The organism is Anaerococcus obesiensis ph10 (genome assembly GCF_000311745.1).
GTDB classification, from domain to species: domain Bacteria; phylum Bacillota; class Clostridia; order Tissierellales; family Peptoniphilaceae; genus Anaerococcus; species Anaerococcus vaginalis.
This window is the reverse complement of the sequence record NZ_HE978531.1, coordinates 626747-639907: the sequence shown is the minus strand read 5'-3', so window position 1 is coordinate 639907 and position 13161 is coordinate 626747. Positions and strand designations below refer to the sequence as shown.

Annotated in this window: 14 protein-coding genes and 1 pseudogene; all 15 read left to right on the top strand. The window is 34.0% G+C overall.

All coding sequences use genetic code 11. From position 1 onward, the window contains the following. Positions 1-297: pseudogene (locus HGAG_RS11580) on the top strand (hypothetical protein); the annotation flags it as partial. A gap of 149 nt (positions 298-446) precedes the next feature. Beyond that, a complete protein-coding gene (locus HGAG_RS03270; RefSeq protein WP_019117900.1) occupies positions 447-2777 on the top strand; it encodes an ATP-dependent DNA helicase in 2331 nt (776 codons plus the stop codon). Then, entirely contained in the window at positions 2778-4124 is a 1347-nt protein-coding gene (rlmD, locus tag HGAG_RS10510; RefSeq protein WP_341871703.1) for a 23S rRNA (uracil(1939)-C(5))-methyltransferase RlmD, read from the top strand. It abuts the gene before it with no gap. 22 nt (positions 4125-4146) lie between these two features. Beyond that, the gene (locus tag HGAG_RS11575) at positions 4147-4308 is read left to right on the top strand and encodes a hypothetical protein (protein ID WP_001843395.1); all 162 of its coding nucleotides are present in this window, start codon (positions 4147-4149) and stop codon (positions 4306-4308) included. A gap of 3 nt (positions 4309-4311) precedes the next feature. Further along, positions 4312-4593 carry a CD1845 family protein gene (locus HGAG_RS03255; RefSeq protein WP_026074037.1) on the top strand — a complete coding sequence of 94 codons (282 nt, stop codon included), beginning with the start codon at positions 4312-4314 and terminating at the stop codon, positions 4591-4593. Between the two features lie 89 nt (positions 4594-4682). Continuing rightward, the gene (locus HGAG_RS03250; RefSeq protein WP_019117898.1) at positions 4683-5453 is read left to right on the top strand and encodes a replication initiator protein A; all 771 of its coding nucleotides are present in this window, start codon (positions 4683-4685) and stop codon (positions 5451-5453) included. After that, positions 5450-6301 (top strand): ATP-binding protein, encoded by an 852-nt coding sequence (locus HGAG_RS03245; RefSeq protein WP_019117897.1) that lies wholly within the window; start codon positions 5450-5452, stop codon positions 6299-6301. Before HGAG_RS03250 ends, HGAG_RS03245 begins: the two co-directional genes overlap by 4 nt. Next, entirely contained in the window at positions 6298-6783 is a 486-nt protein-coding gene (locus tag HGAG_RS03240; protein ID WP_019117896.1) for a PcfB family protein, read from the top strand. Before HGAG_RS03245 ends, HGAG_RS03240 begins: the two co-directional genes overlap by 4 nt. Further along, on the top strand, positions 6780-8564 hold the full coding sequence (locus HGAG_RS03235) for a VirD4-like conjugal transfer protein, CD1115 family (RefSeq protein ID WP_019117895.1): 1785 nt from the start codon (positions 6780-6782) through the stop codon (positions 8562-8564). Before HGAG_RS03240 ends, HGAG_RS03235 begins: the two co-directional genes overlap by 4 nt. Before the next feature lie 166 nt (positions 8565-8730). Then, a complete protein-coding gene (locus HGAG_RS03230) occupies positions 8731-9042 on the top strand; it encodes a single-stranded DNA-binding protein (protein WP_000807039.1) in 312 nt (103 codons plus the stop codon). Positions 9043-9045: 3 nt separating this feature from the next. Further along, on the top strand, positions 9046-9261 hold the full coding sequence (locus tag HGAG_RS03225) for a Maff2 family mobile element protein (protein WP_000394208.1): 216 nt from the start codon (positions 9046-9048) through the stop codon (positions 9259-9261). A 19-nt stretch (positions 9262-9280) separates the two neighbouring features. Then, positions 9281-10144: a VirB6/TrbL-like conjugal transfer protein, CD1112 family gene (locus HGAG_RS03220; RefSeq protein WP_000466901.1), complete on the top strand. Its 864-nt coding sequence runs from the start codon at positions 9281-9283 to the stop codon at positions 10142-10144. Between the two features lie 17 nt (positions 10145-10161). Beyond that, on the top strand, positions 10162-10425 hold the full coding sequence (locus HGAG_RS03215) for a hypothetical protein (protein WP_019117894.1): 264 nt from the start codon (positions 10162-10164) through the stop codon (positions 10423-10425). A 3-nt stretch (positions 10426-10428) separates the two neighbouring features. Continuing rightward, the gene (locus HGAG_RS03210) at positions 10429-10818 is read left to right on the top strand and encodes a PrgI family protein (RefSeq protein ID WP_000332197.1); all 390 of its coding nucleotides are present in this window, start codon (positions 10429-10431) and stop codon (positions 10816-10818) included. Continuing rightward, positions 10730-13159, top strand: a complete 2430-nt coding sequence (locus tag HGAG_RS03205) for a VirB4-like conjugal transfer ATPase, CD1110 family (RefSeq protein ID WP_019117893.1) — start codon at positions 10730-10732, stop codon at positions 13157-13159. Before HGAG_RS03210 ends, HGAG_RS03205 begins: the two co-directional genes overlap by 89 nt. The last annotated feature ends 2 nt before the right edge of the window (positions 13160-13161 follow it).

The window sequence follows — 13161 nt, the reverse complement described above, 5'->3', positions numbered from 1 at the left end:
GAAGATGGTGGATATACAATTAATGTTAGATATGCAGGAAAAGAGGAAAAACCTGAAAAGCCAGAAGAAGGTAAGAAACCAGAAGAAGGCAAAAAACCAGAAGAAGGAAAGAAACCAGAAGAAGGAAAGAAACCAGAAGACAAGAAAAAAACAGAAGATAAGAAAAAAACACAACCATCAAAAGTTGTAAATAACAAAGCTAACAACAACGTTCAAACAGGTGTAGCAGGACTTACAGGCGTTGTAGCAACACTTGCAGCATCAGCAGTAGCACTTTTCAAATCAAAAAGAAAATAATTTATTATAAATAAAAAGCAAAATGTCTCTCTCAAGAAAATATCCTGAGAGGGATATTTTTTTGTGAATCTTAATAAATTTTATTTTACTGATAGTTTCAAAATTCAAAATATTTAATGAAAAATGATATAATAAACTAAGGTGATTTAATGTATATAAAAACTTCTGTTAGAAAACTTATAGAATTTGTTATGAGAAGTGGGGATATTGATAATTCTTTTAGGGACAATAATAGGATGGTCGAAGGAATCAAAGCCCATCAAAAAATTCAAAAATCTTATGATAAAAATTACCAAGCTGAATTCTATCTTAAAAACATTACTAAAATTGACGATATGGAATTTCACGTTGAGGGTAGGGCTGATGGTCTTTTGAAAAAGAATGGCAAAATAATTATTGATGAAATAAAATCTACCACAAGAAATCTAGACAAATTGGATGATTCAAATAAACTACACTGGGCTCAAGCTTTTTGCTATGGGTATTTTTATGGTGTAAAAAATGATTTGAAAAATATTACTATAAGACTAACTTATGTATCATTAGATGATTACAAGACAAAAACTTTTGAAAAAGAAAAAAGTCTTGACGAGCTTTATGAATTTTACATAAATTTATTAAAAGAATACATTAATTTTTCAAAAATTTTATCCCAAAATCTTGAAAAAAGAAATATTAGTGCAAACAATTTGACTTTTCCCTATGATGGTTACAGAAAAGGGCAAAGGAAGATGGCGGTTGCTGTTTATAGGGCGATTCTTGATAAGAAAAATTTGTTTGTAGATGCTCCAACTGGAACTGGAAAGACTATTTCTACAATTTTTCCTGCTGTAAAATCTTTAGGAGAAGGTTTGAATGATAAAATTTTCTACCTTACTTCAAAAAATACTACGGCAAAAGAAGCCTTAAAATCTTTATATTTATTAAAAGAAAAAAATCTATCAATCAAGGCAGTTTCAATTACAAGCAAGGAGAAGATTTGTTTAAATGATGAAATTTCTTGCAATCCTGAAGACTGTCCCTTTGCAAGGGGGCATTTTGATAGGGTAAATGATGGATTAAAAGATATTTTGGAAAATGAAGACATAATGGACTACGATGTTATCACTTCTTATTCAGAAAAACACAGGCTTTGTCCCCTTGAATTCGAGCTTGATATTTCTTTGTACTGCGACATAATAATTTGCGATTATAATTATATTTTTGATCCAAATGTTTATTTGAGAAGATTTTTTGATGATAGCCTTGATGAATATTTGTTTTTAATTGACGAGGCTCACAATCTTTTGGAAAGGTCAAGAAAGATGTTCTCTCATGATTTTGTTGATTCTGATTTTAAGGAATTAAGAAAATCTATGGATAGAAAAAAAGATGTAAAAATAATAAAATCAATTGATTCTATTTTGGATGAGTTTGAAAAAATGTATAAAAATTATGGGAAAAAATTGTTTTATTATTCGACTGATAATAATGATGATTTTGACAAAAAACTCATAGCTTTATCAAAAAAATTGGAAAAAGTTTTGATCAAGGATAAAAAAAGAGAAGATTATGATAAAATAGAAGATATGTTTTTTGAAATAAACCATCATCTAAAAATTTCTGATAATTTTAGGGAGGGTTTTTATCAAACATTGACCTATGATGAAAATTCTATGGAAAAAATTTATGAAATTAAGTGCATTGATCCTTCAAAAGTTTTGAAAGAAAAGTATAAACTTGCAAGGGCAAGCATATTTTTTTCTGCAACTCTTTCTCCAATGGATTTTTACAGAAAAATGCTTGGAGTAGATGATAGTTTGAAAGTTCATTTGGATTTTCCCTTTGATAAGAAAAATTTTGCCATTTTTGCAAGTCCAATTTCTACTAGGTATAAAGATAGAAATAATAATTTAATGGATATAGCTGACCTTATCCACGAATTTATAAGTGCAAAAAAAGGAAATTATTTTATATTTTTCCCTTCATTTTCATATCTAACGGATGTCTATGAATATTACAAGGAAAATTTTAATGACGAAATTTTAGTTCAAGAAAGGTCCATGTCCCCAGTAGAAAGGCACAAATTTTTGCAAAATTTCACTTACGAAAGTGAAAAAACTGCATTTTTGGTTTTGGGTGGAATATTTTCTGAGGGAGTTGATTTGAAAGGCGATAGGCTAATTGGTTCAATGGTAATTTCGGTTGGAATGCCAGGAGTAAGCGATGAGAGAAATTTAATAAAAAATCATTTTGACGAAATTTCTCACAATGGTTTTGATTATTCCTACACCTATCCGGGCTTAAATAAAATTTTCCAAGCAGCTGGAAGGCTAATCAGAGGAGAAAAGGATAGGGGAATAATTTATTTGGTTGATGATAGATTTTTGTGGGATAAGTACAGAAGGCTTTATCCTAGACATTGGTCAAATATAAGAGAAGTAAAAAATAAAAAAGAATTAAAAATCTTGGTTGAAAGATTTTGGAATAGAGGAGAATAAATGAGAGAAAAACCAATAAAAGATGTAGAAATAATAGATATGTCTTATCCAAATATTTCGATAGGAAAAATTGACGAAGAAAAAACTGTCCAATTTAAGGGCGGAGTTTTGGGACAAAAAGTAAGGGTAAAAATCACTAAAAACAGGGGTAAGAATAAAAAAGGAAAATTTATGGAAGTTTTGGAAGAATCCAAAATAGAAAATGCCAAAGAATTTTGCCCTCATGCAGGAATTTGTGGTGGTTGTTCTTACCAAAAAATGGGATATGAAACAGAGCTTTTATTAAAGCATGATATGATAAAAAAACTTTTGAAAAATTCTCATATTGATATTGCAGATCTTTCAATCATTAGAAGTCCAAAAATAAAAGGATACAGAAATAAAATGGAATATACTTTTGGAGATTCTTACAAGGATGGGCCACTTGTTTTGGGACTTCACAGGCAAAATAGATTTTATGAAATTGTCGATACAGATGGATGTAATATAGTTGATAGCGATTTTGAAACAATAAGAAAATATGTACAAAAATATTTTAGAGAAAAAAATACAAGTTTTTATCACAAAAAAGCTCATACAGGACTTTTGCGTAATTTAATAGTAAGAAAAGCACTTCACACTGGAGAAATTATGGTAGTCCTTGTGACAAGCTCAGACAAATCTTTTGATCCAATGAGAAGAGATTTATTTGCCCATAATCTCTTAAATGCAAAAACCAAGGGGAGAATTGTTTCAATTTATCATGTGATTAACGATAGTTTGTCAGATGCAGTAAAAGTAGATTCAATCGAACTTTTATTTGGGAAAAAATATATCGAAGAAAAAATGAATGATTTAAAATTTCAAATTTCTCCATTTTCATTTTTCCAACCAAATGTATATACAGCAGAAAAAATCTATCAAAAAGCAATAGAATTAGCAAATGTAGATAAAAACAAAAACGTCCTAGATCTATATTCAGGAACAGGAACTATAACTCAACTATTTGCAAAATTTGCAAACAAAGCCATGGGAATAGAAATAATAGAAGAAGCAGTAGAAAAAGCCTTCGACAATGCAAAAGAAAATGAGATAGAAAATATAGATTTTATAGCAGGAGACGTTTTAGAAAAAATAGACTTAGTAAAAGGAAAATACGACATAGTAGTAATAGATCCACCAAGAGAAGGCATTCACCCAAAAGCAATCAAAAAAATAATAGACATAGCTCCAGAAGAATTTGTCTACATATCCTGCAACCCAAAAACCCAAGTAAGAGACCTAGAAATCTTCATAAAAAACGGCTACAAAATAAAAAATACCAAGCCTTCGACCAATTTCCTAGGTCAAGGCATGTCGAGTGCATAGCGTTGATACAAAGAGTGAAATCGTGAAAATACTGCATTTTAAGCAGTTTTACAAGCATTATGTATTTGTAGAAGACGGAGAGGGAGGACGAAAAAAAGTCTTAAAAAATTATATTGATGTGAATGTTTGCATTGATATGGTGTGTGGAGATACAAAGAATGCTTTAGAAAGTGAGGACTACTAAATGATGAGATGGATAATAAAAATAATCTTGTTTCCAATTAGCTTGGTGTTAAGTATCCTCACAGCATTTCTGACATTTCTACTTGGTATTGGAACAGCCCTACTATATTTGCTGATGATGTTTTGCATATTTGGAGCAATTGCCTCTTTTCTGCAAAAAGAAGTTACCATCGGAATAGAAGCATTGATATTAGGATTCCTGTTAAGTCCATACGGAATACCGATGGTTGGAGCAGCAGTTATAGCTTTTTTACAAGGTATCAATGAAGCAATAAAATCAATCTAAAAAATTTCATAAAAATGGTTACCAAAGGCGATAGAGAAAAAACTATCGTCTTTTTCTTTGCAAATTTTTAAGGAGGGAGGTGATCCTGCATGGACTTTGACTATTTCTATAACAGAGAAGCGGAAAGATTTAACTTTCTAAAAGTGCCTGAAATATTGGTAGACGGAGAAGAATTTAAGGGACTGTCTGCTGAAGCCATTATCCTATACTCCATGCTTTTGAAACGCACAGGAATGTCCTTTAAGAATAACTGGGTGGACAAGGAAGGCAGAGTATTTATCTATTTTACTGTTGAAGAAATTATGAGAAGAAGAAATATCTCAAAGCCTACTGCCATAAAAATATTGGACGAGTTAGACAGCAAAAAAGGAATAGGACTGATTGAAAGAGTAAGGCTTGGACTTGGTAAGCCGAATGTCATTTATGTTAAAGATTTTATGAGCATAATAGCGGTAAAAGAAAATGACTTTCAGAAGTCAAAAAACTTAACTTCAGAAGTAAAAGATTTTAACCTCAGAAGTAAAGAAAATGAACTTCAGGAAGTTCAAAATGTTGACTCTAACTATATAGAGAATAATAAGAGTAAGTATAGTAAGAGAGAATATAGTTTTGGGGAAAACGGACTTGGAACATTTCAAAATGTTTTTTTAAAGAATGAGGATATAGGCGAATTACAAATAAAAATGGCAGGAGAGCTTGATAACTACATTGAGAGATTATCAACCTATCTTCAAAGTACTGGAAAGACATATAAAGACCATAAAGCAACAATTCTTTCTTGGTTTTATAAAGATCAGGGAAGTAAGAAAAAAACCAATATCCCTACATGGGAGGAATATAACAAGGGAGTACATTTATGATTAAAGAATTAGAGAAAGTGATGATAGAAGATGTGGAATACAGCTTCAATCCTGAAAAAGAATACATCAAAGACGGACATGCTTACTGTAAAGTGTGCCATGAAAGAAAAGATGGAAAAGCATTAGAATTTTTCGGAAAGCAGATGATATTTAAGACAGCTTGTAAATGCGATAGAGATAGAGAAGCAAAAGAAAAAGAAAGACAAAAGCAGCTTGAAATCGAGAGATTAAAAAGTATCTGCTTCACCTCCATGATTCAATGGGCATATACCTTTGAAAACTATCAGGGAAAAGAAAATCAGAGTCTTATCATCGCAAAGAATTTTGTAAAAGATTATGAATTGATGAGAAAAGAAAATATCGGACTCCTGTTCTATGGAACAGTTGGAAGTGGAAAGACCTATCTTGCCTGCTCTATTGCCAATGCTCTGATTGAACAGTATCAGATAAGCGTTAAGATTAGAAACTTTGCACAGATAATTAACGAACTGCAAAAAGGCGGATTTGACCTTGATAAAAACGCATATATCGAATCCCTTGTAAACACTTCCGTTCTCATCTTAGATGATTTAGGAATTGAAAGAGATACAAGCTATGCCAAAGAGCAGGTATACAACATTGTGAATAACAGGTACTTAAAGAATAAGCCAACAATCTTTACCACAAATCTTTCATACAGCCAAATTGAAAACTGTACGGAGAGTGTGGAATACCAAAGAATTTACTCAAGAATTATCGAGATGTGTATTCCTGTGATGGTACTTGGAGAAGATTATAGGAAAGTTATTCAGGAAGAAAAATTAAAGAGGAATAAAGAAAGACTGCTGACAGGAGGTGAGAGAACTTGATCAATGAAGAAATCGCAAGAAAAACGCTGAATATGGAGGTTAAAGCCGGAAAAGTAACAGCAAAACTTCTTTTGACTTTACTCAAGAAACTGATGAAAGAGGCTGAGAAACTCGGAGGACTGGAAAAGCTCGTTGGGAGTAAAGGGAATGAAGTAAAACTAAAAGATATGGTTAAAAAGGGACAGCTTGAAGAGATACCAGTAGAAGAAACAGAATTGAAGGAACTGAAAAAAGAACTGAACAGATATGGAGTTAAGTTTTCGGTAATGAAAGATAAAGAATCAGGTAAATACTCAGTGTTCTTTCAAGCAAAAGATATGAAAGTGATGGACAAAGCATTTAAGCACGCCCTTTCAGAATCAGAAAAGAAAACGGAAAGGAAAGAATCTATTCATAAAAACATTGAGAAGTTTAAGGAGATGGCAAAGAACACTGTTTCTAAAGATAAAGTCAAGAATAAACAAAAGGAGCAGAGCCTATGATAGATAAGATACTAAAAGACATCAAAGGCTTATTTAAGGTGCAGGATAAGGCAAAGTTTCTAAAACAGAACATTCCCTATCTTGCATTTTTCTATGTTGGCAATATCTTTTCTCATCATGTAAGAGCCTATACAGGCGGCGATGTGATAGACAAAATCTTTCAAGGAATATTGGAGCTTAATACCATGAGCTTTATTCCGAGTATTCATGTGGCTGATATTTTAATAGGCGTGGGAGTAGTAGTTTTAATTAAATTTATTGTCTATACCAAAGGTAAAAATGCAAAAAAGTTCAGACAGGGGAAAGAGTATGGATCAGCCCGATGGGGAACGAGAAAAGATATAGAGCCTTATGTGGATGAAAAGTTCCAAAACAATATCTTGCTTACTCAAACAGAACGATTAACCATGAATGGCAGACCGGCAAATCCAAAGTATGCGAGAAATAAAAATGTTTTGGTTATAGGTGGTTCTGGTTCAGGAAAGACAAGATTTTATGTAAAGCCAAATCTAATGCAAATGCACTCATCATATTGTGTAACAGATCCTAAAGGAACAATAGTTATTGAGTGTGGCAAGATGCTTGAAGATAATGGCTATGAGATAAAAATCTTAAATACCATCAACTTCAAAAAGAGCATGAAGTATAATCCATTCGCCTACCTTAGAAGTGAAAAAGATATACTCAAATTAGTGCAGACAATCATTGCAAACACAAAGGGAGAGGGTGAAAAAGCAGGTGAGGATTTTTGGGTGAAAGCAGAAAAACTCTACTATACAGCTCTTATTGGATATATCTTCTATGAAGCTCCAAGAGAAGAAAAGAACTTTGCAACACTACTGGATATGATAGACGCTTCAGAAGTCAGGGAAGATGATGAAACATATATGAATCCCATTGATAGACTATTTGAAGCATTGGAAAAGAAAGAGCCTACGCACTTTGCGGTAAAGCAATATAAAAAGTACAAACTTGCTGCTGGAAAAACAGCGAAGTCTATTCTTATTTCATGTGGAGCAAGACTTGCTCCTTTTGATATTCAAGAGCTTAGGGACTTGATGAAAGAAGATGAACTTGAGCTTGATACACTGGGAGATAGAAAAACAGCACTCTTTGTTATTATCTCTGATACAGATGATACCTTTAATTTTGTGGTGTCTATTATGTATTCGCAGTTATTTAACTTGCTTTGTGATAAGGCGGATGATGAATATGGAGGACGATTACCTGTTCATGTAAGATGCTTGCTTGATGAGTTTGCAAATATAGGCTTAATTCCCAAATTTGAGAAATTGATTGCGACAATCCGTTCAAGAGAAATTTCAGCAAGTATTATCTTGCAGGCACAATCTCAGCTAAAGGCAATCTACAAGGACAATGCAGATACCATTGTAGGTAACTGTGATAGCACGCTATTCTTGGGTGGAAAGGAGAAAACAACACTTAAAGAGCTATCAGAAACGCTTGGAAAGGAAACGATAGATCTATATAACACTTCTGAAACACGCTCCAATGCTAATAGTTATGGACTCAATTACCAAAAGACAGGAAAAGAGCTGATGAGCCAAGATGAGATAACGGTTATGGATGGCAGTAAATGTATTTTTCAGCTTCGAGGTGTCAGACCATTTTTGTCGGATAAATTCGATATTACAAAGCACAAAAATTATAAGCTCCTTGAGGACTATGATAAAAAGAATGTTTTTGATATTGAGAGCTATATGAAGCGAAAAGGGAAAGCAAAATTAAATAGAGAAACTCTTATTACAAGAGTGCAGTAAGTCTAAAGAACATAGATTTGCTGCTTTTTTATTACTCAAAATCAGGAGGAAAGATGGTAAGGATAAGAAGTCCCACTAAGGAAAACTAAATAGCAAGAGTATCAGCGATTGGAAAAGAAAAAACTCCAGTCGCTTTTTTTATTGAAAAGAAAAGGAGAAATTTTTAATGAAGCAAGAAATGATTAACATCAATGCCAACTTATTGGCAGAACCAACTTTTTCGAGTTTTGACAAAGAGGGAGAAGCTGTTGAAGTTGCAAACTTTACGCTTGTAAAAAAGTATGGGAAAGGCAAGGAATATATCAACTGTGCAGCCTATGGTGAAAAGTCAGAAACAGCAAAAGCCTTTGAAAAAGGTGATTTGATCCATATCTTTGGATACTTTAAGAAGCGTGAAAAAGATGGAAAGACTTACAAAAACTTTGTTGTGAAGTCATACAACAAAATTGAAAAGAAAGAAGAAAACGAGGAGGAATAAATTATGGAATTTTTTACACAGGCAGTAAATGTATTAAAGATTTTAGTTATGGCAGTAGGTGCAGGACTTGGAGCATGGGGTGTAATTAACCTGATGGAAGGTTATGGTAATGACAATCCGGGTGCAAAATCTCAGGGCATTAAGCAGCTTATGGCGGGAGGCGGTATCGTCTTAATCGGATTAAAGCTGATTCCGCTTCTTGCAAATGTACTCAAGTAAGAAGAAAAGGAGAAATTAAATGTTTGGGATATTCGACAAGATAGAGGAGTTTTTCAAAGATCTTCTACTGGGCGGTATCCAAGCAAACTTAGAGTCCATGTTTCTTGACATCAACGATAAAGTTGGTGCGATTGCAACGGATGTGGGAAAGACACCAATGGGGTGGAACGGACAGGTTTTCAGTTTTATTAAAAGCATTAACGATTCCGTCATTATCCCCATAGCAGGTCTAATTATAACGGCAGTCCTTTGTATCGAGCTTATTAATATGGTTATGCAAAAGAACAATATGCACGATACAGATACCTTTGAATTTTTCAAGTACATCATAAAGATGTGGATTGCCGTATGGTTAGTGTCCCATGCTTTTCAGTTTTCTATGGCAGTCTTTGATGTGGCACAGCACATGGTAAATAAAGCGGCAGGGGTAATTAACACCTCTGCCGTTATCTCCGGAGATCAGATTGTAACGATGGTAGAAGGCTTAAAAGATAAAGGTCTTGGAGAGCTTGTCATGATACTCTTTGAAACCTCGCTCATAAAGGTGGCAATACAGGTCATTTCCATTGTGATTATGCTTGTGGTATACGGCAGAATGTTTGAGATTTATGTTTACTCATCCGTTTCAGCCATTCCTTTTGCCACAATGGGAAACAAAGAGTGGGGACAAATCGGAACTAACTATATCAAAGGCTTATTTGCCATAGGATTACAAGGACTCTTTTTAATGGTTTGTCTTGGAATATACGCAGTATTAGTTAAGACAATACAGATAACAGATATACACACAAGTACCTTTACGATACTTGGATATGCGGTTTTGCTGGGGTTAATGATGCTAAAGAGCGGAACACTGGCCAAAAGCGTATTAAATGCACACTAAAAGAAAGGAAATATATGATGAACAAAAGAAAAACAGTATTGATAGCAGTAGCAGTTGGAACAGGTATTTTGGCAGTGATGGATAGAATCAGGCTTCACAGCAAAGTGAATGACTTGGAAGAAAGAACAAAGGACATCGGTCGCTGCCACAATGATTTTTGTCTAATGCAGGAAAGATATAACAGAAGTACAAATGAACAGATAGAAAGTATTCAGGAAGAAATCGGCTCCGTATATGAGCATATAGAGGAGCTTTCAAAGGGTAAAGAAGATGGGAGGTAAGTTATGGCGTATGTACCTATCCCAAAAGACTTAAAGAAGGTAAAAACAAAGGTTGCATTTAACCTTACAAAAAGACAACTGATAGGTTTTACGATTGCAGGACTGATTGGAATACCAATCTATTTATTTATGCGAAAGGTCGTTCCAAATGATATAGCAGTCATTTTTCTCATTGTGTCCACTCTTCCCATATTTTTCATCACTCTTTTTGAAAAGGACGGACTTAGCTTTGAGAAATATTTTAAGTATATTTACCTTCACAAATTTTATCAGCCACAAAAAAGAGTGAGAAAGGAGGTTTACCTTGAAAGACAAAAGAAAGATTCAGCAGCTAAAGTTAGAACAAAACCAAAAGAAGTTAAGAAGTCAAAAACAGGACTTAAAGCAAAATAAGGGAAAGTCTAAAAAAGATAGGGGCGGATTACTTGACCTTATCTTTAGGAAAGAGCCGAAAAGATACACAGTTGAAGATACCATTCCCTACCTTAGACTTTTAAAAAGTGGGATATGTCAGATTGATGAAAAGCATTTTAATAAGAGTATCGCCTTTGAGGATATAAACTATCAGCTTGCCTTAGAAGAAGATCGAGATTTGATTTTTAATCAGTTTGCAAACTTTCTTAATTCCTTTGATCCAAGTGTCAGCATAGAGTTTTCATATATCAATCAGCTTGGTAGAAATGAAGAAATGAAATCGGCAATTCAAATACCGGATAAAAAGGACGGGTTTGACGATATTCGCCTTGAGTTTAGAGAAATGCTGAAAAGCCAGATTGTAAAGGGAAATAACGGACTGAAAAAATCAAAGTATGTAACCTTTACGGTGGAAGCGGATAATTTAGAGCAGGCAACATCAAAACTGGAAAGACTGGAGATAGATATATTATCGAGTCTTAAAAGTATGGGAGTAAGAGCAGAAAGCCTTAACGGAGAGGAAAGGCTGAAGATACTTCATGATGTTTTAAATCCCAATAAGACCTTTGAATTTTCATATAAGGACTTAAAGAAGAAAGAAAGCACAAAGACATACATTGTTCCTGATGAATTTAACTTTACACCGTCAAGGTATTTTAAGTTTGGAAAGTTTATTGGAGCGGCAAGTCATTTTCAAATCCTTGCAAGTGAGCTTTCAGACCGTATGCTTGCCGAGTTTTTGGATATAGACGATAACATCAATATCTCTTTTCATATCAAGGCAATCGAACAATCGGAAGCCATCAAGATGGTTAAAAGAAAAAATACCGATATTGACAAGATGAAGATTGAGGAAAATAAAAAGGCTGTAAGAAGTGGTTATGATATGGACATTCTTCCAAGTGATTTAATCACCTATGGAGAAGATGTAAAAAGCCTCTTAAAAGACCTTCAGACAAGAGATGAAAGAATGTTTGTTGTAACCATTATCTTTATGAACTTTGCAAGGACAATTCAAAAGCTGGACAATACCATTTCTCAAATCAGCTCTATTGCCAATAAGCATAATTGCAAGTTAAAAAGACTTGATCATTCCCAAGAGCAGGGCTTAATCAGTGTACTTCCACTTGGGGTAAATAAGATTGAAATTGACAGAGGACTAACCTCATCATCTACGGCAGTATTTATGCCTTTTACCACAGAGGAGCTTTTTATAAATTCGGCGAACAGTTTGTACTATGGACTAAATGCCCTAAGCCATAACCTGATTATGGCAGACAGAAAGAAACTGAAAAATCCAAACGGTCTAATTCTCGGAACGCCTGGAAGTGGTAAGTCCTTTAGTGCAAAAAGAGAAATGGCAAATGCCATTCTTACAACCGATGATGATGTGATTATCTGCGATCCGGAAGGCGAGTACGGAAACCTTGTGCGTCAGTTTAAAGGAGAAGTCATAAAGGTCAGTAGTAAGTCAAAAGATTATCTCAATCCTTTAGATATAAATATGAACTATGGCGATGGGGACGCACCGCTGAAAGACAAAGCAAACTTCATTATGTCAATGCTTGAATTAGTAGTTGGTGGTAGTGGTCTTACGGCAGAAGAAAAGTCGGTTATAGATAGATGCCTACCTAAGATTTACGAAAGGTACTTTGAAAATCCAAAGCCTTGTAATATGCCGATTCTTCAAAACCTGTATGATATGTTAAAAAATCAGGAAGAAAAAGTCGGTAAAAAGCTGGCAACGGAAATGGAGATTTATGTAACAGGTTCTCTTAATGTATTTAACCACCAGTCCAATGTGGACTTAAATAAGCAGCTTCTTTGTTTTGATATTAAGGAGCTTGGAAGTCAGCTTAAAAAAATCGGAATGCTTGTTATTCAGGATCAGGTATGGAACAAGGTGTCGCAAAACAGAGGAAACAAGTCTACAAGGTACTATATCGACGAGTTTCACTTGCTTTTAAAAGACGAGCAGACAGCTTCTTATTCCGTAGAGATTTGGAAAAGATTTCGTAAGTGGGGAGGAATTCCGACAGGCATCACGCAAAATGTCAAAGACCTACTTATGAGTAAGGAAATTGAAAATATCTTTGACAATACGGACTTTGTTTTAATGCTTAATCAGGCTTCAGGCGATAGAGAAATTTTAGCAAGGAAACTTAAAATCTCACAGCCACAGCTAAAATATGTAACGAATTCCAATGCAGGAGAAGGACTTTTGTTCTTTGGAAATACCATTGTACCTTTCCTTGATAAGTTCCCGAAAGACACAATTCTTTATCAGAAGATGACAACCAAGCCTGAAGAAGTGAGGTAGGC